The sequence below is a fragment of the Salegentibacter haimaensis genome (assembly GCF_054121495.1).
This window is the reverse complement of sequence record NZ_JBSYGH010000006.1, coordinates 15,980-41,431: the sequence shown is the minus strand read 5'-3', so window position 1 is coordinate 41,431 and position 25,452 is coordinate 15,980. Positions and strand designations below refer to the sequence as shown.

22 protein-coding genes are annotated in these 25,452 nt (G+C 41.7%); 6 read left to right on the top strand and 16 right to left on the bottom strand.

The window, feature by feature from the left end:
• Positions 1-11: 11 nt before the first annotated feature.
• The 12 genes from ACW6QP_RS07400 to ACW6QP_RS07345 all read right to left on the bottom strand — a co-directional run bounded on the left by ACW6QP_RS07400 (position 12) and on the right by ACW6QP_RS07345 (position 12,916).
• Positions 12-806, bottom strand: a complete 795-nt coding sequence (locus ACW6QP_RS07400; RefSeq protein WP_457910223.1) for a 1-(5-phosphoribosyl)-5-[(5-phosphoribosylamino)methylideneamino]imidazole-4-carboxamide isomerase — start codon at positions 804-806, stop codon at positions 12-14.
• A gap of 66 nt (positions 807-872) precedes the next feature.
• Entirely contained in the window at positions 873-1,541 is a 669-nt protein-coding gene (gene hisH / locus ACW6QP_RS07395) for an imidazole glycerol phosphate synthase subunit HisH (protein ID WP_457910334.1), read from the bottom strand.
• 56 nt (positions 1,542-1,597) lie between these two features.
• Positions 1,598-2,737, bottom strand: a complete 1,140-nt coding sequence (gene hisB, locus ACW6QP_RS07390; RefSeq protein WP_457910222.1) for a bifunctional histidinol-phosphatase/imidazoleglycerol-phosphate dehydratase HisB — start codon at positions 2,735-2,737, stop codon at positions 1,598-1,600.
• Between the two features lie 40 nt (positions 2,738-2,777).
• The gene (locus ACW6QP_RS07385; protein WP_457910333.1) at positions 2,778-3,053 is read right to left on the bottom strand and encodes a GIY-YIG nuclease family protein; all 276 of its coding nucleotides are present in this window, start codon (positions 3,051-3,053) and stop codon (positions 2,778-2,780) included.
• Between the two features lie 41 nt (positions 3,054-3,094).
• Positions 3,095-4,138, bottom strand: a complete 1,044-nt coding sequence (gene hisC / locus ACW6QP_RS07380) for a histidinol-phosphate transaminase (RefSeq protein ID WP_457910221.1) — start codon at positions 4,136-4,138, stop codon at positions 3,095-3,097.
• Positions 4,135-5,421: a histidinol dehydrogenase gene (hisD, locus tag ACW6QP_RS07375; protein ID WP_457910220.1), complete on the bottom strand. Its 1,287-nt coding sequence runs from the start codon at positions 5,419-5,421 to the stop codon at positions 4,135-4,137. Before hisD ends, hisC begins: the two co-directional genes overlap by 4 nt.
• A gap of 1 nt (position 5,422) precedes the next feature.
• Positions 5,423-6,286, bottom strand: coding sequence for an ATP phosphoribosyltransferase (gene hisG, locus ACW6QP_RS07370; RefSeq protein WP_457910219.1), 864 nt, complete (start codon positions 6,284-6,286; stop codon positions 5,423-5,425).
• A gap of 231 nt (positions 6,287-6,517) precedes the next feature.
• Entirely contained in the window at positions 6,518-7,333 is an 816-nt protein-coding gene (locus tag ACW6QP_RS07365; RefSeq protein WP_457910218.1) for a prohibitin family protein, read from the bottom strand.
• A 14-nt stretch (positions 7,334-7,347) separates the two neighbouring features.
• A complete protein-coding gene (locus tag ACW6QP_RS07360; protein WP_457910217.1) occupies positions 7,348-9,384 on the bottom strand; it encodes a VWA domain-containing protein in 2,037 nt (678 codons plus the stop codon).
• Between the two features lie 41 nt (positions 9,385-9,425).
• A complete protein-coding gene (locus tag ACW6QP_RS07355; protein WP_457910216.1) occupies positions 9,426-10,382 on the bottom strand; it encodes a Fic family protein in 957 nt (318 codons plus the stop codon).
• A gap of 60 nt (positions 10,383-10,442) precedes the next feature.
• Complete coding sequence (locus tag ACW6QP_RS07350) at positions 10,443-11,681, bottom strand: MFS transporter (RefSeq protein WP_457910215.1); 1,239 nt, start codon at positions 11,679-11,681, stop codon at positions 10,443-10,445.
• A gap of 17 nt (positions 11,682-11,698) precedes the next feature.
• The gene (locus ACW6QP_RS07345) at positions 11,699-12,916 is read right to left on the bottom strand and encodes a hypothetical protein (protein WP_457910214.1); all 1,218 of its coding nucleotides are present in this window, start codon (positions 12,914-12,916) and stop codon (positions 11,699-11,701) included.
• A gap of 268 nt (positions 12,917-13,184) precedes the next feature.
• On the opposite strand from ACW6QP_RS07345, the gene ACW6QP_RS07340 reads away from it, so the two are divergent.
• From ACW6QP_RS07340 to ACW6QP_RS07325, 4 genes are all read left to right on the top strand, one after another.
• On the top strand, positions 13,185-13,550 hold the full coding sequence (locus ACW6QP_RS07340; RefSeq protein WP_457910213.1) for a hypothetical protein: 366 nt from the start codon (positions 13,185-13,187) through the stop codon (positions 13,548-13,550).
• 66 nt (positions 13,551-13,616) lie between these two features.
• Complete coding sequence (locus ACW6QP_RS07335) at positions 13,617-14,024, top strand: DoxX family protein (protein ID WP_457910212.1); 408 nt, start codon at positions 13,617-13,619, stop codon at positions 14,022-14,024.
• Between the two features lie 143 nt (positions 14,025-14,167).
• A complete protein-coding gene (locus ACW6QP_RS07330; RefSeq protein WP_457910211.1) occupies positions 14,168-14,584 on the top strand; it encodes a DsrE family protein in 417 nt (138 codons plus the stop codon).
• A gap of 194 nt (positions 14,585-14,778) precedes the next feature.
• The gene (locus ACW6QP_RS07325) at positions 14,779-16,434 is read left to right on the top strand and encodes a bifunctional metallophosphatase/5'-nucleotidase (protein WP_457910210.1); all 1,656 of its coding nucleotides are present in this window, start codon (positions 14,779-14,781) and stop codon (positions 16,432-16,434) included.
• 1,383 nt (positions 16,435-17,817) lie between these two features.
• On the opposite strand, the gene ACW6QP_RS07320 is transcribed toward ACW6QP_RS07325, so the two are convergent.
• From ACW6QP_RS07320 to ACW6QP_RS07305, 4 genes are all read right to left on the bottom strand, one after another.
• Positions 17,818-18,852 (bottom strand): cytochrome d ubiquinol oxidase subunit II, encoded by a 1,035-nt coding sequence (locus ACW6QP_RS07320; RefSeq protein WP_457910209.1) that lies wholly within the window; start codon positions 18,850-18,852, stop codon positions 17,818-17,820.
• A gap of 2 nt (positions 18,853-18,854) precedes the next feature.
• The gene (locus tag ACW6QP_RS07315; protein ID WP_457910208.1) at positions 18,855-20,156 is read right to left on the bottom strand and encodes a cytochrome ubiquinol oxidase subunit I; all 1,302 of its coding nucleotides are present in this window, start codon (positions 20,154-20,156) and stop codon (positions 18,855-18,857) included.
• A 736-nt stretch (positions 20,157-20,892) separates the two neighbouring features.
• Positions 20,893-21,690 (bottom strand): sulfite exporter TauE/SafE family protein, encoded by a 798-nt coding sequence (locus tag ACW6QP_RS07310; protein WP_457910207.1) that lies wholly within the window; start codon positions 21,688-21,690, stop codon positions 20,893-20,895.
• Between the two features lie 107 nt (positions 21,691-21,797).
• On the bottom strand, positions 21,798-22,430 hold the full coding sequence (locus tag ACW6QP_RS07305; RefSeq protein WP_457910206.1) for a Crp/Fnr family transcriptional regulator: 633 nt from the start codon (positions 22,428-22,430) through the stop codon (positions 21,798-21,800).
• 1,465 nt (positions 22,431-23,895) lie between these two features.
• Between ACW6QP_RS07305 and ACW6QP_RS07300 the strand changes: the two genes are divergently transcribed.
• The gene (locus ACW6QP_RS07300) at positions 23,896-24,327 is read left to right on the top strand and encodes a response regulator (RefSeq protein ID WP_457910205.1); all 432 of its coding nucleotides are present in this window, start codon (positions 23,896-23,898) and stop codon (positions 24,325-24,327) included.
• 81 nt (positions 24,328-24,408) lie between these two features.
• Positions 24,409-25,359, top strand: a complete 951-nt coding sequence (locus ACW6QP_RS07295; RefSeq protein ID WP_457910204.1) for an aldo/keto reductase — start codon at positions 24,409-24,411, stop codon at positions 25,357-25,359.
• The last annotated feature ends 93 nt before the right edge of the window (positions 25,360-25,452 follow it).

The following is a 25,452-nucleotide window of genomic DNA, read 5'->3' as shown; positions in this document are numbered from 1 at the left end:
GAGTATGGATTTTACTCCCCCTTCGGGGGTTGGGGGGCTAATATATATTTCTCCAGTTGTTTCAGCTGAATTCGACCTTCATAGATCGCTTTTCCAATAATAGTTCCTTCACAGCCCAATTCGGCCAGTTTTGGAAGTTCGTCAAAATCTGAAATTCCTCCGGAAGCGATTAGTTTTATGGACTTCTCGACTGCGCTCGAAGTGACATTCTTCCCGACTGCGCTCGAAGTGATAGTGGTTTCTTTCAAAATTCGCTTATAAAGTTCGAATGAAGGGCCTTGAAGCATCCCATCTTTAGAAATATCAGTGCAGATCACATATTCAATCCCCTCTTTCTGATATTCCTGGATAAAAGGGATTAACTCGAGTTCCGATTCTTCCTGCCAGCCGCTTACTGCGATTTTTTCGTTATTGGCATCGGCCCCAAGAATTATCTTTTCGGCACCAAATTTATCTATCCAGCTTTTAAAGGTTTCCGGGTCTTTTACGGCTATACTTCCCCCGGTGATCTGCTGGGCTCCGCTCTCAAAAGCAATTCGCAAATCTTCATCGGTTTTCAAGCCGCCGCCGAAATCTACTTTTAAGCCGGTTTTAGAGGCAATTTGTTCAAGAATTTTGTGGTTGACAATATGTTTCGATTTAGCTCCGTCTAAATCTACCAAATGCAAATGCTGAATTCCGTGCGCCTCGAAGCTCTTCGCCACCTCAAGCGGATTCTCATTATAAATTTTCTTAGTATTATAATCACCTTTAGAAAGTCTTACGCACTTTCCGTCGATGATGTCTATGGCTGGAATGATTCTCATTTTTTGAAAATATGGGTTATCGGTTATGAGTTATGAGTTGTGAGCTCTTCATTTTGATAAATGATCTTAAATCCTCAACCCCTCCCCCTTCGGGGGCTGGGGGGCTTTTAAAAAATTAGCTAAAATTTTCTCCCCCGCATCGCTGCTTTTTTCGGGGTGAAATTGAACTCCGTAGAAATTATCTTTCTGAATTGCGGTGGTATACTCCACTCCATATTCAGTAGAAGCAATGGTTTCTTCGCACTCGGGAACGTAATAGCTGTGCACCAGGTAAACGAATTCCTGTTCTTTGATTCCTTTGAAAAGTTCTGATTTAAGGTCATAAATCCTATTCCATCCAATCTGCGGAACTTTGAGCCCGTTATTAAACTTCACCACATCTGCGTGAAAAATGCCAAGGCCTGTGGTGTCACCTTCTTCAGAATGCCTGCACATTAACTGCATTCCCAGGCAAATGCCTAAGACGGGTTGATTTAGTTCAGGAATAATTTTATCCAGGCCGCTGCTTTTAAGCATTTTCATCGCACTGCCGGCTTCCCCAACCCCGGGAAAGATAACCTTGTCTGCCGATTTGATCTCTTCAGCATCACTGCTTAAAACTGCCTCAAAACCCAGGCGTTGTATCGCAAACTTAATGCTCTGTATATTCCCGGCGCCGTAGTCGATTATTACAATTTTCTGGCCCCCGCTAACTCCCTCGAAGGGTGAGGGATTTCTAATATCTGATTCAGTTATTTTCAAAATTCTGCTTATAAGTTAATAATATCACCCCCAGCTGGGGGCCGGGGGGGCTATAGCATCCCCTTGGTTGAAGGCAAGATCATCTTTTCTGCATCGCGTTTCACAGCCATTTTAATGGCCTTTGCGAAGGCTTTAAAGATCGCCTCGATCTTGTGGTGTTCGTTGGTGCCTTCGGCTTTGATGTTTAGGTTGGCTTTGGCCCCGTCGGTAAAGGATTTAAAGAAATGATAAAACATTTCGGTTGGCATTTTGCCTATCATTTCCCGTTTAAAATCGGCTTCCCAAACCAGCCAGTTTCTGCCGCCAAAATCGATTGCCACCTGCGCCAGGCAGTCATCCATTGGGAGGCAAAAGCCGTAGCGTTCGATGCCCAGCTTATTTCCAAGTGCCTTACTAAACACCTCTCCCAAAGCAATCGCCGTATCTTCGATTGTATGGTGCTCGTCTACCTCCAGATCTCCTTTTACTTCGATCTCCATATCCATTTGTCCGTGCCGGGCGATTTGGTCTAGCATATGGTCGAAAAATGCCAGTCCGGTTGAAATTTTGGATTTTCCCGTGCCATCCAGATTAATTCTGATAAAAATATCGGTCTCATTGGTTTTTCGCGAAATTTCGGCAGTTCTGGCTTCCAGTTTCAAAAACTCATAAATGTCCTTCCAGCTTGAAGTTTTTAGGGCTATCACTTTCTCTACCTTTTCCAATTTCTCCTGCACTTCTTCACTACCAAGATCTTCGTGAGTATCGATAAAAATCCCCTTTCCGCCATAATTCAGGGCGAATTCCATATCGGTAAGCCTGTCGCCGATCATTACTGAATTTTCCATATCATACTCAGGATTTCCCATATATTTTCCTTGAAGCAAGCCGGTATTAGGTTTTCGGTTAGGTGAATTTTCTTCGGGAAAAGTACGATCCATCAGCACTTCTTTGAATTCCACTCCCTCGTTTTTAAAACTTTTCAGGATAAAATTCTGGATTGGCCAGAAAACCTCCTCGGGATAATTTTCGGTTCCAAGCCCATCCTGGTTGGTTACCATCACCAGCTCATAATCCAGCTCCCGGGCAATTCGGGATAAATAATAAAATGCTTCCGGATAAAATTCCAGTTTTTCCAGGCTGTCTACCTGGTAATCTTCAGGCTCCAGCACCAAAGTGCCATCGCGATCTATAAATAGTATTTTTTTCATAACGTCAGTTATGCCCTGAACTTGTTTCAGGGCCTTTTATTTAAATTTCCAGTGTAGTTAATGAAGGGTTTGTTTTTCTAATCAAATTCCATTTCCAGGCTTTATGCCAGTTCTTTAATTGTCTTTCCCTTGATTTAGCCAATTGAGCATTTTTAAAAACTTCGTAATATAGAAGATCAAAAACATTATAATCACGGGTGAATTTCGCTCCCCTTCTTTTTTGGTGTTGCTTCATTCTCAAATGCAAATTACTCGTATAGCCTACATAAAGCACACTTCTATTCTTATTGGATAATATGTAAATATAGTATTGCATCATTCAAAAGATGCTGAAACAAGTTCAGCATTTCGAAGTTATTAAATGCTTCTCAAAGCATTTAATAACTTCTCATTCTCACTTTCAGTCCCCACCGTCAACCTCAGGGTATTCTCACAAAGCGGCTGCGTACTTCGGTTCCTTATCACTATGCCTTTCTCGATAAGTTGGGCGTATCTTTTATCGGCATTATCAACTTTCACCAGGATAAAATTCGCATCAGATTCATATATTTCCTTTACAATCTTCACCTCACCTAAAGCTTTAGATAGCTTAGCTCTTTCATTCAGAATATCAGCGATTTGAATCTTTACTTTATTCTGATTTATAAGTTCATTCAAAGCTCTGTTCTGTGTAAGCTCATTCACATTATAGGGTGGTTTGATTTTATTTAAAATGGCAATAATTTCTTCGGAAGCATATAAAATTCCCAAGCGTATGCCTGCAAGTCCGTATGCCTTGGAAAGCGTTTGAGTGATCACCAGATTGGAATATTTAGTCAGTTTTTTTAACCAGCTTTGTTTTTCTGAAAAATCGATATAAGCTTCATCAATCGCTACCAGTCCGTCGAAATTTTCGAGGATTTCCACAACATTTTCTTCTGAAAAAGAATTTCCTGTGGGATTATTCGGGGAGCACAGAAAGACGAATTTGGTGTTTTTATCTACCCTGCCCAGAATTTGATCCACCCGGGGCTGAAACTGCTCGCTCAATAGAACCTCCCTGTTTTCAATATTATTAATTCCTGCCAGCACCGAATACATTCCGTAGGTGGGCGGCAGAGTGATCACATTGTCTTTTGCCGGCTCACAAAAAGCCCTGAATAACAAATCCAGCACTTCATCACTACCATTACCCAGCAAAATATTTCCCGTAGCAATGCCTTTTCTTTTGCTTAATTCAGCCTTTAGGTTGCGTTGTTGCGGATCTGGATATCGGTTTACATCGCTGGGAAACGGATTTTCATTCGCATCTAAAAAAACCATCTCCTCTCCTACCGATTTATATTCATCCCTGGCTGAAGAATATGGCTTAAGCCCGGCTACATTGGGTCTAACAAGTTTGTTTAAATCGAACTTTCTCATTTTTTCAAATCTTTCAGTCGTAAACTCACCGCATTTTTATGGGCCTGTAATCCCTCGGCTTCGGCCATAAGTTCAATGGCGGGACCAATTTCCTGAATTCCTTCGGCAGAAATTTTCTGAAACGTCATCGCCTTCATAAAACTATCCAGATTCACCCCGCTATACTGTTTTGCATAGGCATTGGTGGGCAGGGTGTGATTGGTTCCCGAAGCATAATCTCCGGCACTCTCGGGGGTGTAATTTCCTATAAAAACAGAGCCTGCATTCTCGATCCCGTCAATATAAAATTCGGAATTATCGCTGCAAATTATAAAGTGCTCGGGGCCATATTCATTGATTAGTTCTAAAGCTTCGGCATCATTTTTCATCAAAATCAGGCGGGCATATTCGATAGCCTTTTCTGCTATAGCCTTTCGGGGAAGACCTTTAAGCTGGGAATTTATTTCTGTTTCAACTTCAGCGATCAGTTTTTCTGAAGTGCTAACCAGGACCACCTGGCTATCGGCCCCGTGCTCGGCCTGGCTTAGCAAATCGGAAGCTACAAAGGCGGGATTGGCAGAATCATCGGCCAGTACCAGTAACTCAGATGGCCCGGCCGGCATATCTATAGCTACATTGTAGCGGGTGGCCAGTTGCTTGGCCACCGTCACAAATTGATTTCCGGGCCCGAAAATTTTGTAGACCTTCGGGATAGTCTCAGTGCCAAAGCTCATCGCTGCAATAGCCTGAATGCCGCCAACTTTATAAATTTTGGAAACTCCACAAAGCGCAGCGGTATATAAAATCGCGGCGTTCACCTTCCCGTCTTTCCCAGGAGGCGTGCAAAGCACAATTTCTTTACATCCCGCCAATGCAGCTGGCACAGCCAACATTAAGATGGTAGAAAATAAAGGCGCACTGCCCCCTGGAATATATAAACCTACTTTTTGAATAGGCCGCTTCTCCTGCCAGCATGCCACTCCTTTACTGGTTTCCACAGAAATTCGCTCTGAGCGCTGGGCTGCGTGAAATTTCTCGATATTGTTTTTTGCTAATTTTATGGCCTGCTTTAGGTCTTCTGAAACTTCCTGCCCTGCTTCCTCGATTTCCGCCAAAGATACCGGGGTTGTTTCCGGAGTAAATCCGTCAAAAAGTTCGGTGTATTTTGAAACGGCCGCATCACCCTTGGCTCTTACCTCGGCGAAAACCTGGTTTACAGTTTCTTCAATATCTTCTATGCTTTGAGTAGGTCTTCGCAGAATTTCGGGCCAATCCTGCTTATTGGGATAGTTAAATCTTTCCATCTTACATTACCATTTTTTCGATTGGAGCAACCAAAATACCTTCGGCGCCATTCTCCTTTAACTCATCTATCACCTCCCAAAAACGTTCCTCGTTGATCACCGTGTGAATTGAGCTCCAGCCTTCTTCGGCAAGGGGTAAAACTGTTGGGCTACGCATTCCCGGAAGCAATTTAATGATATTGTCCAGTTTTTCGTTAGGTGCATTTAAAAGAATATATTTCGAAGTTCGGGCATTCAAAACCGATTTTAACCTGAACTGCAGTTTTTCCAGAATGCCTTTTCTATCCGAAGAAATTTCGGGAGAAATGGCCAGTACGGCTTCGCTCTTCAGCATCACTTCTACCTCTTTTAACCCATTTTTGAAAAGAGTGCTTCCGCTGGAAACGATATCACATATCGCATCGGCCAGGCCGATATTTGGAGCAATCTCAACCGAACCGTTAATGATGTGCAATTCGGCCGAAATCCCATTTTCAGCTAAAAAATTGTTTACGGTGTTGGGGTAGGATGTGGCAATTTTCTTTCCGTCAAGATCCTGTAAACCTGAATATTTAAAAGACTTTGGCACTGCCAGAGAAACCCGGCATTTAGAAAAGCCCAGTTTCTCAGCCTGAATGATATCACTTCCTTTTTCTACCAAAACATTCTCCCCAATTATGGCTACATCTACCACCCCATCTCTAAGATACTGCGGGATATCGCCATTTCGAAGGTACATCACTTCCAAAGGAAAATTTCTGGCAGTAGCCTTTAATTGTTCCTTTCCGTTATCTATAGAGATGCCGGCATCTTTTAGAATTTTAAGGGAATCTTCGTTCAGCCTTCCCGACTTTTGAATTGCTATTCGTAATTTTTCCTGATTCATTTTTCTTTTGATTATTTCAGAATCTTCAACGGGAACTAAAAACAAAAAACCCGTTTGAAGACTCAAACGGGTTTTTAAAATATGTGAAATTACTACATACCAAATTTACCTCGCCTGAGCGTGGGAGTAAATATGATGATGATGTAATTGAATTGTTCTCATTATGATGACAAACTTAAAACATAAAATTTAATCTACAAGTAAGCATTTAAAATTTTATGAAATGTTTGATTAATTATTCCCTAGAATTAGAGGCATTCCCCCTTCACCCGAACCAATAATCACGGTTTTGGCATTGTTGGAACGAGCCAGTTCTAAGGTAGCCTGTATACCTTTTTCTCTTAGAATATTATTAGTAAGGGAAGCGTTAAGAATCTCGTTGGCACGGGCTTTACCCTCTGCATCGATACGCTGGCGTTCGGCCTCCTGTTCGGCCTTTGTTAATCTAAACTCATATTCCAGGGATTCCTGTTCCTGTCGCAGTTTTCTTTCAATCGCATCCTTGATATTTGGAGGCAGGGCTACATCTCTAACCAACACCTCGTTAACCTGAACATACTGGTTTTTCAACAGAATTCTGGTTTCTTCCAGGATCTCCTTCTGGATGGCCTCCCGTTTGCTGGCATATAACTGCTCTGGATTATACCTTCCCACTACTGCCCGCGCTGCAGATCGAATCGCAGGTTGCAGTAATCTTTGTATATAGGCTTCACCTTTTTCCCGGTGTAGCCTTCCCAAATCTTCATAATCGGGTTGAAACCAGGTAGAGGCATCTACCCTAATTTCGAGACCGTTAGAACTTAAAACCGTCATAGTTTCCTCCAGGGATTGCTGGCGCACCTCATATACAAATACTTTATTCCACGGCGCTACAAGGTGAAAACCTTCACTTAGGGGCGGTTCATCGGTTACTACTCCTCCACCAAAGGTTTTATAAAGCACCCCGGCCTCTCCCGAGCCTATGGTTACTGTAGATTTGGAAATGAATATGATTAATAATACAATTCCGATAATAATCGGTAAACCAATTTTAGGTAATTTTTCCATCTATACTTTTGAATTTAAATTAAGCCTCTGTATTTTCTAATAAACCACTCTGCCGCAAGCAAGGCTGCAATAATGAACAGCAGGTAGTACCATTCCAGCAAAGGTACTGATTTTTCACGGCTTTTCTGAACAGGTTTAAGTGCCGAATCCTGTAACAGACTGGATTTTAAATCGGATAATTGTGAGGGAAAATATAAGCCCCCCTCATTATTTTGTGCCAGGGCTTCCATTTTTCTAGCGTTGGCTCCTGCAAATTGTTGTTCGATCTCAAAATCTATGATTCTAAAACTTCCGCTTCTGCTTATTCCCGAACCTGATTCCTGAACCCTTAATTCATAAGTCCCGGGCTCCAGGTCATCAAATTCAGCATAAAAGTTATTATTCCCCGCCAGCAATTCTACTTCCCGATTTTCTTCGGAATTTTCTCTCCTCAGGCTTAAATTCAAATTCCCGCGAATATCAAAATTGTAATTTTCATCAAAATAATCGGCTCGTATAATCATTTTCTCGTTGGCATAGTAGGAAGCCTCATAATCCAGCTGAAGCCGGTCTCTTTTTTGAGTGCTGGCCAGGTTCTGAATTAATTTACCAAAGAAATTATCAAACTCATTGAAATCGGCATTTTTTCTAAAACTGGCGGCCCGCCATTTCCAGAGATTTTCACCGAATAAAAAGGCATTTTTTTGATTATTCCCGGTTACAAACGTCAATAAGGGCTCCCGGGTTTCCATTCCCTCAATTTGCTGAAAAAGCAAAATTCCTGTTTGGGCATTTCCGGGTTGTACTTGTCCGTAACGATCTTCTAATGGAGGAAAATCTGAAAAGCCTATATCTTCTAACTGAAACCTGCTAAAATCGGGATTGAATACAGGAAAAAAATCCTGATTTCTTGCTGTAAAGTCCTTTTTAAAAAACTCCTGAGCCGAATTCAAAAAATTCCAGTTGGTTTTTGTTCCGCTAATCACGAAGTAATTTTTATTCTTCTGCTTCAACTCCTCAAAAATATTGCGGAAAGCCGTACCCGGCTGATAGAGAATTACCAGTTGAAAATCTTCCAAATTCACCTCAGCCTCCTCGATATACTGAATTTTAACCTCCTGCTGCTCATTGCTTTCAATCGTTTTTTTAATCGCCCCTAAATCGGGGTGCGGCAACTGGCTTAGCAACAAAATCTGGCTGCGTTCATCGATCACCTCAACCACGAAATCCCGTCTGTTATTCTGAAGATTTTTCTCGTTTTCCAGCGGAAGGATTTCAGCTTCATAGCTCAATAGACCTATTTGGCCGGCCGGCAGATCAAATTCTATAATTTCTGAAGTATTTTCGGCTGAAAAGCTAATTTGCTTGGAGTAAACTTCAGCATTACTAGATCGCAGCACAAAACGGCTGTTTTGGGTATCGGTACCCGAATAATTTACGATCACCTCAACCGGAAACCTGTTATTCAAATACGCATAGCGATTCACGTTAAGCCTGCTAATTTCTAAATCAATATATGTTGCGGTATCACCAAACACCACGGGAAACAACTTATGCTGCCCGGCCGATTTGAAGTAGGCATAATCCCTGCCTTTGGTTTGATTGCCATCGCTAAGCAATACGACAGCCGAACTTTTTCTGGATTCTAAGTCTTTTATTTGCTGTAGAACAGCGTAAATATCGGTTTGGTTTTCGCTGAATTCCGGCGATGCCTCAGGAGAAATTTTCTCTCCAAAATAATAGGTTTTGATTTCAAAATTTTCCTGAAGCTCTTCATCTTTCTGAAGTTCCTGAACATAATCCTGAATCAATTGCTCCTGCTGCAAATATCTAAGAGAAGCTGAATTATCTACAGCTAAAATGAGTTCGGGTTTTTCGATCTCATATATTCTGGAAGTAATTTTTGGATTGATGAGCAAGACGAGAATCAGAAAAACTGCCAGGGCTCTTAAGGCAAAAAGCCAGTAATTTTGCCGGGTTCTTTTTTGCGCCCGATGCAGGTATTGAAAAAAGGAAAAGCCCAGCGCTAAAATCGCGGCCAGGCCTATTAATAAAATACTGCTGAAATTCATCACCGAAATTTACAAAATTTCAACTTAGCTGAGGCCCGGCCTTAAGACAGATTTTTTCCCTGTTTTTTTGCGTATTCAACAACGGCCTCCCGGGTAGTTAACCAGTTTCTGCCTTCTTTATAGGCATCAATTTTTCCCTGCCGTGCCAATAGACTTATATAATCTTTAGCATAGGGTAACTCTTCCTCCTCAACCAATCTCGAAATTTCGGTGTAGTTTGAATCATTATCGGGCAACGCCTGAATATAAATATTCAAACTACGCTCCAGGGCCTGGCACATCAACAAAATCAATTTTGAGTAATTCCCGGTGTTGGCCTGGTTTAATGCCTCATAATATTTGCTTCGGTCATTTCTTAAAATAATCGCCGGCGGGAATCCCGCGGCCATCAATAATAAATTCATCGCAAGCCGGGCTGTTCTTCCATTGCCATCGAAAAAAGGATGTATCCATAAAAACTTATGTTGAAATACTGTAGCCAGCTCAATTATATTTAAATCCTGTAGATTTTGATTAATGAAATCTACTAAGTCATCTACAAGCTGTGGTACTTTTAAAGCATTGGGTGGCATAAAATTGGCTCCCGCAATGCGAACCCCGGCAGTTCTAAGTCTTCCGGCGAAATCATCTTCTATGCTTCGTAAAACCAGTTCGTGCAACTTGAGGATGTCTTTCGCATTTAATATATAGTTAGGTGTTACCAAACTGTATAGATAGTCAAGTGCTATTTCGTGATTTTTGGCCTCAAAATGTTCCCGCAAGGATTTACCTTTTACCGTAACTCCTTCCTGCAAAATCATTTGAGTTTCCCGTAAGCTTAGACTATTCCCTTCTATACTGTTAGAATTGTAAGTCCATTCAATTACCAGGGCCTCTCTTATTTTTTTCAGGGCAATACCTGGTAAAGGCCGGGACATCTCCAGCTTCTTTTTCTTCTGAAATAACCTTTCGAAGCTTTCAGCAAATTCATTGCGATATGTTAGATCTATTTCCCACATACCACAAAATTACTAAAAATCGGGTTGTCTTTATTATTAATTTATCCGATTTTTTAAATTCTAACTATTGAATTTCAGAAGTTTAATAGATTTATTGTCCCGGTAATCCATTCGAAGCAAAATGATAACAGACGAAATCAAGGTAAGTATCCCAATAAGTAGAATCGCGGCTTCAATGCTTACCAGATCGGCTATGATACCTGTTAAAATTGCTCCTATGGCGTAGCCCAAATCCCGCCAAAGCCTAAATACCCCTATACTTTTAGCCCTGTCTTGTGGGTGGGTGTTATCGGCAATGGTGGCTAAAAAGGTAGGATAGACCATCGCGGTTCCCCAGCCCAGCAGAGAAGAAAGTATGATAAAATGATTCATCGTATCTGCCCAAACCAGAACAACCAGCACCAGGGCCTGCAATAACATCCCGATAAACAGCATATCTTTTTTACTGAATATATCGGCCATTTTTCCGGTAAAAAGTTGGCCAATTCCCCATACCGCTGGGTACAGAGCTGTTACGATCCCTATTTGTTCCAGGTTAAAACCTTTCCCGGCCAAAAGAATAGGAAACAGCCCCCAGGCCATCCCGTCGTTTAAGTTATTGATGAGCCCGGCCTGGGTCACCGACCCCAGGTTTTTTTCTTTCCAGGTCGTATCCCAAAATATATGTTTCAGCCGTGTAATTTCGCTTTTGCCCTCTTCTTTAGCTACGTGATGCCGGGTGTCTTCTATAAAGAAAATACTGAATATAAGGCCCAGGATCATCAATACTATTCCGAGGTAAAAGGGATAGGGTCGCAGGCCATATTCTGAAGCGATCCAACCGGTTAAAAAGGCTATAGCGGCCACGGCAAAATACCCGGCAAATTCATTAAGCCCCATCGCGAGACCCCGTTGCTTCTCCCCCACCAGATCTATTTTCATCACCACGGTGCTGCTCCAGGCCAGTCCCTGGTTGATTCCCAGCAAGACATTCGCAGCGATGATCCAGTTCCAGGTTTCGGCATAAATCAGGATAAAAGGGATAGGGATGGCAAAAATCCATCCCAAAACCAGTAAGTTTTTCCTTCCGAAGCGGTTGGCCAGAGCCCCGGCGTAATAATTTGAAATAGCTTTTACTACCCCAAATACAACGATAAATGAAAGTATAGCAGAGGTTGCGGCAATATTGAATTCTTTTTCGGCAATTTCGGGCAGGATGCTACGCTCCAGGCCTACCATACCTCCTACAAAGGCATTGACTAAAACCAGCAGACTAAATTGTTTCCAGTTTTCTCTAAGTCCTAATTTTATATGGTTCATGCAGCACAATTTCAGGATTAAAAGTAAAAATTCGTGACGAAGTTAAGCTGATTAAAATTGCTTTTGTTGAAAATACTCTGGGCGTCTGTTCGATTTTGGTTTTCCCGATATACCCATAGTAAATCAAAGCTAAGGCCCTCCAAAAACCGGTGAGCCTCATATTTTAAATGAGCATTAAATTGAAAGGATTCATCTACATTATATTTATTGAACTGAAGATCTCCCGGTTCAGGACCTTTCAATTGCTGCATTTCCATTCCCAGATGCACATCGGGTTGCGGGAAATGATATTCGGCTTTCAGAGTATATACCCCGGCATTTCCCAGTCCTTCCAACCGGGATCTGGGAATGGATGTATAAAAATGGTCCCTACCCAATTCCTTAGGAAACAAAAATCTTCCTGAATCAAAAGCACGGGTATAGGCAAAAGCCATTTTTAAGTTTTGATTATGCCAACCTATTTGAGAACTCAAAACCTGCCCGTTTTCTTCGGGTTGGACATAGCGATTTTCGTAGGCTAATGATTCAGAATGTGAATGCGGATTTTGATACACATATTGCAAGCCTAATTTGAAATTATCGAGGCCATACTCTGCCTGGGTCCACAGCGTATTCATCAATTTATCCAGGTAAAAGTCATATACTTTAAGGTTGAAATTATCTTTTCTGAAATTATAATTAAGAATGCCTATCCCTCGAGAATGATAAAATTCGTGATAATGAGCCTGGACTCCGTTAGGTTGGAATCCGTTATAAAAAAGGCCAATTCCTTCTTCGAAATCGAACCACTCGGTAGTGGCTCGTGGCGATACTCCATTTAACCAGCCAAGATTTACAATATGATTTTCAGAAAAATTTAAATGGTTCCAAATTCCACGATGTGCAAAAGGCTTCATCCGCCCGTCGGCCTGATTGAGAAGCGGGGTATATTCAGGTTCAAGCTTTCCCAAACTTATATAGGAATTTTTAAATCTATATCTTATAAAAAGTTCTTCGAGCCGGTCCAGATCATTAAAATTTCCTTTATTGAGCACATCATAAAGTTCATACTCCCATTTAGCATTTCTCCCTGTAACCGGGTCTTCATCCCCCAGGTCGCTGCCAAAGGTTTTATAAGTAAAGATGCCCTTAACCCCAATTTCGAATCCTTTGTAGTTTCCGCTTACAAATCCTACTGCCCCGCCAGTCGCATTGGTATAATAATCCCGTAGCTCCCCGCGGTTAATGGTATTCATAAAAAAATTTCGGAAATGGCCGTGAAAATGAGCATTGGTAAAAACCTTTCTTAATTCGGTAGTATTTTCCTGACTTTGATGCTGAGAAAACATAATGGTCGGGATCAGGAAAAATAAAAGGAGACTGATTTTCAGAAATTTCATAAAATGGAATGTTTCTGCAAAAGTCTCTATTGAAGACATCATTTTCAGTAACAAGTGTTACGAAAGCTTTGTAACATAAGTCACAAAAACCTCAAGTTAAAAACTATATATTTGCCGATCTTAAATGAAATTGAAAAGCCACATAGCGATTTTGCTTGCCGTAATTTTCTTCGGAAAATTCCTGATGCTGGATGCGAAAATTCTTGACAGCTTGTTTGCAGACACCGCTATAACCTGGGTAAATCCCTATTGCGAAAAAAACAAGCTAAAATCTTCGACTGAAGAAAATAAAGCAAATTTTGAAGAAAAATCAGATCTTCTGGTTTTGGCTATAGATAGTTTTTGTAGCTCAGTTTTCGATTTCAAAACTTTAGCCTGGCAAATGGGAAAGGCTGAAGAAAATTTCGGGGAATATGATTATTTACCTCTTTCCCTACACTCCGATTTTCAGAAGAAATTCTACCCTCCCCCAAAGTTCAACCTGGTATAAATTCGTTTTGTTTTGGGCATAAGTCCCGAAACCGGTTTTTAATCAGTTTAACTTTAATTTTCAATTATGACATCTCAAATCCCGGTGAGTTCTGCTTCGGTGCGGGTACTCCGAATTTTGCTTAGCGGCATCTTTTTGCTGGCAGGGTTTAATCACCTACTTCAGGTAGATAAAACCGTGTCCCGAATAGACCAGGCCAGTTTTAAGGGAATCGCCTATTTCTTTGGAAACCCCGAGCTTTTGGTAATTCTTTCAGGTATTGTAATGTTAATCGCCGGCGGCTCCTTGCTGCTGGGATTCAAAACGAAATGGGCTGCTCTTGTTTTAACAGCGGTACTCATTCCCATTACCTTAACCGTGCAGGTAGGCCAAATCAACACCCTGGGCCCGCTGTTTAAGAATATTGCCATCTTCGGCGGACTCTTATTCTTTATTCTGAACGATTTTCAAAACACAAAAACTAAAGAAATATAAATCCCTGCCAGATCGAGCGCAGTTGAAATCGCAATGTCAGATCGAGCGCAGTCGAGATCTCATTGTCAAATTGAGCGCAGTCGAGATCTCATTTTCAATTTAAAAATTCATCAGTCTCAGATAGAGACAAAAATTAAATTCTAATGAAAAAATCACTTTTAATATTCAGCGCATTTTTAATGCTATTCACCTTTAAAATTCAGGCCCAGCAATCTGCTGAAGACCTAAATAACTATGTAGTACTCACTAAAAAGATTCCGCAGCTGCAACCCATACTTATCACTGCTGAAGAACTCAAAGCCGAAGACAGCGAAAAGTTTGGCAATTTTGAGGTCATTGTTTGCGGAGAGACCGTGAAGGGACTTACTGAAAAAGAAGAGCTTCAGAAGTACCTGGATCGGGCCAAAAAAACCGGCGTAAAAATTAAAGCCTGCGGATTCTCTTTGAAGAAGTTTGGCGTGGATCCCAACAAAATTCCAGAAGCAATGGAAATCGTAGAAAACGGAATTCTTTACAATTTCAGGCTTCAGAAGAAAGGTTATTTCAGCATAGAACTTTAACTGAAGATTTAAGCCTGCACCTGGAATCAGCCAGACCTGTAAGGTTTTTTCAAACCATGTAAGTCTCAGGCTAATCTGCAAAACCTACAAGGTCTTAGAGACCTTGCAGATTAGACCTGGACCGGACTGTATGGTTTTTTTGAACCTTGCAGGTCTGTAAATAGGTTGAATACTAAACGAAAAAATCAAATAATATGAATATCAATTCCAAAATAAAATCAATATTAATCTTGTTTTCTGCAGTCCTGTTTACTGCTTTATTAGCCTCCTGTAACAATGCTGTAGGAAACACTTCTAAGAAAATAGAAAAAGAGATGACAATAATCACCATTCTACAAACGGCCGATATCCACGGACAGCTGGACCCGCATCCCGAACTCTTTTGGGAAAATGAAGAAATCGTATTCAAAGAGCGCGGCGGACTGGCGCATATTCAAACTTTATTTGAGCAGGAAAAGGCCAATAATCCCAATACGATTATCGTAGATGGCGGCGACCTCATTCAGGGTAGCGGATACGCAGCATTTTCAGAAGGAAAAATTTTCCCCGATATCATTAAGAATATGGATTACGACCTTATAGTACCCGGAAACTGGGAGGTGGTATATGGCAAACAGGTAATGATGGATGTGTTACAGGGTTTTGAAACTCCGGTGATTGCTCAGAATATGTTTCACGAGGAAGATAAAAAAGAACTCTTCCCTCCATACTGGACCAAAGAAATAGCCGGAGTAAAACTAGGGTTTATCGGTATCAATGATCCCGATGTGCCGGTGCGGCAAAACCCGATTTTTAGTGAAGGTATAGGTTTTAGTGGGATCGATGAGAGCGTGAAAGAACTCATTCAGAAAGTGAAAAATCAGGAAGAGGTAGATGCGCTTTTTCTGGTGACTCATATCGGGATATTCAAACAGGTAGAACTTGCCAATGACCCTATTTCGAAAGATGTAGATTATATTCTTGGAAACGATACCCACGAGCGGGTGAGACAACCGATTCAGGGAAAATATGCTAAAGTCACCGAGCCCGGAGCCTTTGGATCTTTTGTGGGGAAGCTGGATTTATATTTTGAAGACGGAAAAATCGTTAAGGAGGAATACGAATTGCTCGAAGTAGACCCGGAAAAGTATCCGGCAAATAAGAATATAACCAGGCTTGTAGAGCAGGCCAAAGAGCCTTATCGTGACAACCTCGAAACCGTGGTGGGCTACACCAATACCCCGCTTTACCGGTACCTTACTGTTGAAAACCCAATGGATAATATGATCACCGATGCTGCCAGATGGAAAACCGGAGCAGATATTTCGATCTCTAACGGATTCCGCTTCGGAAATCCCATTGTTCCCGAAGATGGTAAACCTGCCCCTATTACCCGGGCGAATTTATGGAATTTGCTACCGGTAAACGAAAAGGTAAAAACCGGAAAAGCCACCGGAAAACAGATAAAAGACTGGCTGGAAAACGAAATGCATAATGCTTTTGCTCAAAAAGGCAGCGAAAGATTTGGAGGCTGGCTGGCCAGGTTTTCGGGGATGAAAGTAGATTTTAATTCCCAAAACCAAAAGGGTGAACGCATTCAATCTATCACTGTAAATGGAGAGGAAATGCAGGAAGATGAATATTATACCATTTCGGCCTGCGTTAGACCCGGAGATCCCATTGACAATCTTTGTAGAATGCCGAACGTAAAAGACGTGGAAGTGAAAGATTATACCATACACGAGGTGGTAGAAGAATATTTAAAAGTGTATTCCCCGGTTTCACCCGGGCTGGATGGCCGTGCTTATTGTGAGTATTTGGGCGAAACCTCCTTCTCAACCGTTCCCGGAACCGATTATGAATTTCAATAAAATCATCTGAAATTTTATAAAGCCTTTGAGCTGACCTGCAAGGTTTTTTTCCAAACCTTGTAGGTCTTTTTTTCAAGCTCAAGAAACCTACAAGGTCTCCGAGACCTTGCAGGTTTGAACTATTGAAGTGTCGCTCCTATTTATCAAACTATATTATCAAAATGAAATTCCAGACCACGGTTTCAACCGTGGTGATTAGAAAACAATAACCGCCAAATGGCCTAGGGTTAAAACCCCGGGCTAAACAAAAACCCTGTTGAAATTCCAGCCAGACCTGCAAGGTTTTTTTCCAAACCTTGTAGGTCTTTTTCGTGAACCCAACGAAACACACAAGGTCTTCGAGACCTTGCAGGTTGAATTACTATGAGCTTTAAAATTTAGTACTCCGGTTTTTAAATTCTAATCAAATTCCCCCTTTGGGGGCCAGGGGGCTTATAAGGTCTTAGAGACCTTGCAGGTTGAATTACATAGAAAAACACGGGATAATAAAATTAGATTTCCAATAAAAATAAAGATTGCAATTTAAATTCTAATCAAATTCCCCCTTTGGGGGCCAGGGGGCTTATAAGGTCTTCGAGACCTTGCAGGTTTGAACTATTGAAGTGTCGCTCCTATTTATCAAACCATATTATCAAAATGAAATCCCAGACCACGGTTTCAACCGTGGTGATTAGAAAACATAACCGCCAAATGGCCCAGGGTTAAAACCCCGGGCTAATAAAATGACCTGATTAAAGATTGAGCCAGACCTGCAAGGTTTTTTTCCAAACCTTGTAGGTCTTAATTCTATAAAGAAACCTACAAGGTCTTTGAGACCTTGCAGGTTGAATTACTATGAGCTTTTAAATTTGGCACTCCGGGTTTTAAATTCTAATCAAATTCCCCCTTTGGGGGCCAGGGGGCTTATAAGGTCTTAGAAACCTTGCAGGTTAGAACTTTGAGACAATATGTTTTAAGTATTTCGCCTCTACGAGGCTGAATTCCGGAACAAAGAGAATACCAGCTCCAGAGGAGCGGCACTCGATTAACTAAATCAAATGAATAAAATTAAATTCCAGACCACGGTTTCAACCGTGGTGATTAGAAAACATAACTGCCAAATAAACCCTGTTGAAATTCCAGCCAGACCTGCAAGGTTTTTTTCCAAACCTTGTAGGTCTTTTTCGTGAACCCAACGAAACACACAAGGTCTTCGAGACCTTGCAGGTTGAATTACTATGAGCTTTAAAATTTAGTACTCCGGTTTTTAAATTCTAATCCAATTCCCCCTTGGGGGGCCAGGGGGCTTTTTTACAAGGTCTTAGAGACCTTGCAGGATAAAATTAAGAAGGAGCAGCTCTTCTATTTTAGAACCAAAAATTCCAATCGTAAAAACAGTATAAATTATTTACTGTTTTCGGGTTTCTCCAGAATCTTGATCATATTAAAAGATTTCATCAAATGAAATAATCCCGGCAAAATCACGAATCCGCCTATAAGCAGCATAATTGCCAGATTTTTTATCGTGGCTTCAGGAGCAAGATTTTCCAACATACTAACCTCTTTATTATTGGTGATAATGATATAAGGAAAATGAGCGTAAAGCGCGGCGAACAAAATAAGCACCACCTGAAATCCGGCCAGGTACCTACTGGCAATCCTGTATTCTTTTCTGATAAATTTCCATAGCGGAAACAGCAAGACCCCCGATAATCCCACGCATAAAAGCGACACCTGATTACTTAAAAAATCCTGTACAAACTTTACGTCACTGAAGTAACCATAGGTGATGAGGATAAATCCAAAAATTACCAGGATCACCGTAAAAAATGCTGAAGATTTGCTATAATGTTTCCGGGCGGCCCCATCGGCCTCACCAATAAGCAACGTGGCGGCCAGAAAGGCACAGAGAGCGGCATAAAAAAGGCCTACCAGAAAACTGAAGAGATTCAGCCAATTTGCCATAAACAGGTCATAAAACCCGAAATTTTCATAATCTTCAGTAAGATTTATACCGCCCCCAATTAAGGCTCCAAAACACATTCCGAGGAAAATGGGAGTAACAAAACTTCCAATTCTAAAAAGCCGGTTATACCAAATTTGTGAGCTATCTACCACGGCATCATAATGCCTAAAAACGAAAGCCACTCCCCGAATCGTTATTCCCAATAAAACCAGGGTTAAAGGAATATGTAAATAAATCACCAGGATATTAAAATAAACCGGAAAGGCCACCCAAAGAATCACCAACAAAATGATTAACCAAATATGATTGGCCTCCCATATTGGTCCCATCACTCTGTAAATAGTATCCCGGGTGGTTTCTTTGTTTTTTGCTGAAGAAAATAATTCTACGATCCCCGCACCAAAATCGGCGCCCCCAAGCAACACATAGAGCAGCAGTGAAAAAAGCAGAAAAAACAACACAATGTACAACATAACTATTCTGAAGTTTGGTTAAGGGATTTAATTTGACGGTTCATAAGCCAGGTAACTGTAATGGCCAAAATCGTGTATAAAAACAGGTAAAAGAAAAAGCTGTATTTCATCCCGGGCATTGGGGTTACCGCTTCACTGGTACGCATAATTTTATGGATAATCCAGGGTTGCCTTCCTACTTCGGTAACCACCCAACCGGCTTCGATCGCAATAAATCCAAGCGGAGCTATAAAGATGAATAGCAGCCAGTAATATTTATTCTGAAGCCAGTTTTTCTTCCGCAGACTAATGAAATAGATAAGTCCGGCCAGCATCAGCAATGTTCCTATTCCTACCATAATCTGAAAGGCATAATGCACAATGGCAACCGGGGGCAGTTCATCGTCTGGAAAATCGTTCAGCCCTTTTACTTCAGCATCAAAATCTCCGAAAGCGAGAAAGGATAAAGCCTTCGGAATTTCGATCTTATGAGAAACGCTTCGGTTTTCTTCATCCACGATACCACCGATATAAAGCGGAGCCCCGGTAGAAGTTTCGTAATGCGCCTCCATCGCAGCGAGTTTAACCGGTTGACGCCGGGCGACATCTTTAGCTGAAAGATCTCCACTAATCGGTTGTAAAAAGGCCGCTACAGCACCAAAAACAATAGCGATCTTAAAGGCTTTGGTATGTAATTCTACATTTCTTTTTCTGAAGATTTGAAAAGCGTGGACCCCGGCCACTCCAAAACTGGTAGCCACAAATGCGGCCAGTGTCATATGCAGGGCCTGGGTAAACCAGGCGGGGTTGAGAAGGGCCTGCACCGGATCTATATTGGTAAATTCCCCGTTCACATATTCGAATCCTGAAGGAGCATTCATCCACCCATTGGCCGAGACCACCAAAATACCCGAAGCCACCCCGGCTACGCCAATAATGATCCCCGTAAACCAGTGAAATTTTTCAGGTAATTTATCCCAACCATAGAGATAGAACCCCAGGGCAATGGCTTCTACAAAAAATGCCGCACCTTCTAAAGAAAAAGGCATCCCGATAATCGGGCCGGCGTGTTTCATAAATTCGGGCCAGAGCATTCCCAGTTCGAAAGAAAGTGCTGTTCCAGATACGGCTCCTGTAACGAAGAAAATCGCAACTCCTTTAAGCCAGGCTTTTGTGAGTTTAAGATAGACAGGGTTTCGGGTTTTTAACCATTTGCGATGGGCCACCACCATAAAAAATGGCATCACCATTCCTATACAGGCGAAAATTATGTGAAAACCAAGGGTAAAAGCCATTTGCAGGCGCGCGTAATCCAGATTCTCCATTCAGCAAAAATTAAAGGGATTGAATATCAGCAGAATACCGTCAACCCATCCCCGATTATCAGAGATTTAAATTTAGGAAAAAATCCTGCGGTGACCATTCGAAATAGGTGCTAATCCAGGAAGAATTGAATGCTTGTTTTTAAATGATTTGGAGTACTTCGGGATTTCAGAAAAAGCAGAAGAAACTCCAGCCAGACCTGCAAGGTTTTTTTCCAAACCTTGTAGGTCTTTTTCGTGAATTCATAGAAACCTACAAGGTCTTTGAGACCTTGCAGGTTAGAACTATTGAAGTGTCGCTCCTATGGAGCTCTTATTTAAAATGATCGAACTTTGCTATAAATCTGCCGCCTCTACGAGGCTGGAGCATTTGATGATTCGAAAAAACCAGCTCCAGAGGAGCGGCATTCAGTCGACCAAACCCCATCATCAAACAAAACGGCAGACCACGGTTTTAACCGTGGTAATAAGAAAACATACCCGCCAAGTCGCCCAGGGTTAAAACCCTGGGCCAAACAAAAACCCTGTTGAAATTCCAGCAAAACCTGCAAGGTTTTTTTCCAAACCTTGTAGGTCTTTTTCGTGAATTCACAGAAACCTACAAGGTCTTGGAGACCTTGCAGGTTGAATTACATAAAAAACCATGGGTTACTAAGACCTAAATTCCAATATATATATAGTTTACAATTTAAACTCTATTTTAATTCCCCCTCTGGGGGTTAGGGGGCTCTATAGGGCCTTATGAAAGTTCCATCCAAATAATATAAATTCCCATCAACAAAACGAACCACCCAAAGCCTTTTTTGAGTTTTTTTCCGTCGATAAATTTATTGAGATAAACTCCTATAAAAATTCCAAATACAGATAGCGCGGTGAAAATGAGCAAAAACAACCAGTCGATTTCCAGATTCTGAATATCCCCGGTGAATCCGATTAAAGATTTTACCGCAATGATCAGCAAGGAAGTAGCCACAGCTTTTTTCATTGGCAATTTGGCCAGCAATACCAGGGCCGGGATAATAAGGAATCCGCCGCCTGCCCCAACTATACCCGTTAAAACGCCTACCACAATACCTTCAATGATAATTAGCGGATAATTATAACTTACTTTTCCCGTAGTGACCTGCTTTTTTCCGTTTTCCCGTATCATCGAGACCGAAGCGATTACCATAATAATGGCAAAAAACAACATAATCCCGATATTTTTTGTGATCTCTACTCCACCTACATAAAACAAGGATTCGGGAATGGCCGGGACCATCCATTTACGGGTGGTATAAACTGCGATAAAAGCCGGAATAGAGAAAACAATGGCAGTACGAAAATCTACCAGTTTCTTCTGCATATTTTTAAAGGCTCCCACCAGGGAGGTAGCTCCCACCACAAAAAGCGAATAGGCTGTGGCAGTCACCGGATTGATCATTAGCAGATACACCAACACCGGCACGGTAAGTATAGAGCCTCCTCCTCCAATTAAACCCAAAACCACTCCAATTAAAATTCCGCCCAGGTAACCAAGTATTTCCAGTAATTCCATAAATATCTTACGATTTTTTAACGCTGCAAAAATACCTGACTTAGGGGCGTACCACAGTAACAAGGGTTACACAATGGGCTAAACATATTTTTATTACTTCTGAAATTTTACAATTCCAGGACTTCTATGCTATTTCGCTGAAGTTTGATTTTTCCTTCAAGTTCCAGTTTCTTCAAAAGTCGGGAAACTACCACCCGGGAAGTATGAAGATCGTAAGCGATTTGCTGATGCGTATTGTTCACCACCTCACTCTGATTGATCTTGGCTTTATCTTTTAGATATTTCATCAATCTTTCGTCCATATTAAAGAAAGCGATGGTATCTATGGTTTCCAGCATTTCATTGAGCCTGGCGTGATAAGATTCGAACACGAAATTACGCCAGGATTTATATTTGGAAGTCCACTCCTCCATCTTATCGATGGGGATCATAATAAGCGTGGTATCCCTCTCGGCCACCGCCCTGATCTCGCTTTTGGTTTGGCCCAGGCAGCAGGACAGGGTCATGGCACAGGTATCACCCCGCTCAAGAAAATAAAGCAGCAGTTCGTCGCCATCTTTATCTTCTCTCATAATTTTTATGGCTCCCTGCAGCAAAAGTGGCATCATTTTCACGTAATCGCCAATTTCTATGATTTTTTCCCCGGCCGGTACTTCTTTTAGTGTTCCTACCTCGGCGATTTCGTTGATTAATTCTTCTTCAAAAATAAAATGATAAGCCTCCTTTAATTGTTCCAGCATTGTGTAGTTTTTTCTGAAGTTTAAAAATAGGATTTTTTCTGTAGTTGGGGTTGGATTTCAAAAGTTACAGGATTCGGGTTGCTGGCAATTAAATCAATTCCAATTCTAATTGCTTAAAATGGAACGCTGATAACGCTGATTTTTAAAATTTTCACTGATTTCATTCTGCTGCGAATGCAAAATGATTTTCTATGAATTTTGGGGACTTAGTGTGAAGAATTACATTTTTAACCTGGTAAATGGACCGCTGATGACGCTGAATTTCTTGATTTTCGCGGAAGAAAAACATTTTTTCAGTTCTAACTTTTACCTTCTAACCTCTAACTTAAAAATCGCCACGAATGCACGAATATTTTCTTTGCCATCCCGGTCGGGATTGCGGCACAGCTGCCGACTTTGCCTACTTTGCGTTCCCGATAGCTATCGGGATAGCCTCCTTTGCGTGAAACTTATACCAGCGACGCTAGTGAAGGCGATTGGCATTGATTTTCGCAGATTAAAACCAGGGAACATCAACTATAAAATTCTCTTCCAGCCCTTCAGGCTGGGGGAATTGGTTATTTTTCGTACCCGGGGCTGGGCCCCGGGCTGGATTTTCTAGCCCTTCAGGCTAAATATCCTATCATCTTGAAAAAATTTAGGAAGTATTGCCTCTCCACTCATCAGCGTTCTTTTTTAAAATCAACACAGCTGGAACCGACAACAAACAACGGGCAACCGGGATCGGGGTACAGGCAACAAGAAACATAGCACCGCTTTTCATCAAACTCACAGCCAATAAACATCAATCCTCACTCAGATGAGACCCCTCCTGCGTCGGGGTGACAAAAAAAGAAAGTGGTTGCGGGATTCGGGATTCGTTAAAGGAAAAATTCTTCACCCTAGTGAGACCCGAAATTTGAAGGCGCAGCCGCACAAATTTACGATGGTCGAACTATCCCGAATTTACTTCGGGATCATACTGAAACCAACAAGCACTTAAGTTGATCAGGATTTGCGAAAAACGAAGATTTCAGTCACGAAGACTAACCTCTAAAGACTAAGACTCCATATACAGAAGAAGTGCTATATCCCTCACTCAAATGAACCCCTTCTTCATCGTGCTGACAAAAAGAAACGGGATTCGCGATTCAGGATCCGTAAAATTTGAATTCCTCCAATAGAGTCAACTCTATTCAGGGCTTCACAAACAGGCAACCGGGAACCAACAACAAACAGACAAACAACACGCAACACGAAACACACAACCCGCAAGCGAGAATCGACAACAAACAACAAACAATAAACAACCGAGAACAGACAACAGAGAACCGGGAACGGGCAACCGGCAACCGGGAACGGGGAACGGGAAACAAAGAACAGGCTCCCGATAGCTATCGGGACGGCAACAGAATTCTTAGCTTCAAACTTTTTCCCTACCTTTGTTAACAATTTCCAGTATCTTATCACTGGAAAATAAAAATTAATGCAAGAAGCTACCCCCCTACAAATTCTAATTGCCGAAGATGATCCTGTGATCACCCGGCTGCAGGAATATCACCTTCACCGCCTTACCCAATTGCCGGTAAGTACTTTTTGGAATGGAAAGGAGCTAACTTCTTTTCTAAATAACCTGCAGAATCCTGAAAAAACTGCCTTTCTGCTTTTTCTCGATCTAAATATGCCACTTATGAATGGCTGGGAAGTGCTGGATTTTATCGAGCAAAACCTGCCCGATTTCCCTGTTTTTATCGTCGTGCTCACCTCCTCCTTAAATCCTAAAGATGAAGCCAAAGCCAAAGCATATAAGCAGGTGATTGGCTTTCACGATAAGTTTCTGGAACGCGAAGATTTCAGAAACATCTTACAGTCGCCGCAACTTACCGCCATTACCTCTGCTGAAATCTTAAAGGACTAGGTTAAAATTCTGGTAAAATAGGCTGAAGAAGTTCATTTCAGGAATTAGCTGATTAATTTTAAGCTGAAAAAACTTTCAGCTATGAAAAAAAGACAACTCGGTACTACCAGCATTGAAATTCCCCCAATTATTTTCGGTGGAAATGTTTTTGGATGGACACTTTCTGAAAAAGAAAGTTTTGAAATGCTCGATAGGCTTTACGAGCTTGGCTTTGATTGTATAGACACCGCCGATGTGTATTCCCGCTGGGCCGACGGCGTTGAAGGTGGCACTTCTGAAAGAATTATCGGAAAATGGATGAAAGAGCGCGGCAACCGCGATAAGATGAGCATTTTCACCAAAGTGGGCAGCAGTATGCAGCAGGGCGGCCCAAAGAATGTGTCTAAAACCTATATTCTCAAAGCTGCTGAAGATTCTCTTTCCCGTCTCCAAACCGATTATATCGACCTCTACCTCACCCATTATGATGATGAAAAATCTCCGGTTGAGGAAACTCTTGAAGCTTATCAAAAACTAATTGAGCAGGGAAAAGTTCGTCATATCGGGGCCTCGAATATTTCTGCCGAACGTTTATTGGCTTCTCTTGAAACTTCTGATAAAAAGGATTGGGCCAAATATGAGGTGTTGCAACCCGAATACAATCTGGTAGGACGCGAACAGTTCGACGGCGCTCTTGCAAAAATCGCCCGCGAACATCACTTGGCGGTAACCCCCTACTTCGCCCTGGCCAGCGGATTCCTCACCGGGAAGTACAAAACTGAAGCCGATTTTAAAAAAGGCGATCGCAAACAATTCGCCGAAAAATACTTTAATGAAAAAGGCCTGAGAATTTTAGAAGAAGTAGAAAGCATCGCAAAAACCCATAAAACCAGCAATGCCGCTATTGCCCTGGCCTGGCTCATCCAGCATCCCGATATCGCAGCTCCCATCGCCAGCGCAACTAAAGCAAGTCATTTGGAAGCCTTTGAAGATGCGGTGAATCTGAAATTATCCTCAGCCGAAATTCAAAAGCTCACTCTGCTTGGGGAGTAGGTTGTCGGGTGTGGGTTGTCGGTTGTCGGTTGTCGGTTCTCGGTTTTGGGTTCTCGGTTGGGGTGGGGGTTTTTGAGTAAAAAATGTGGATTC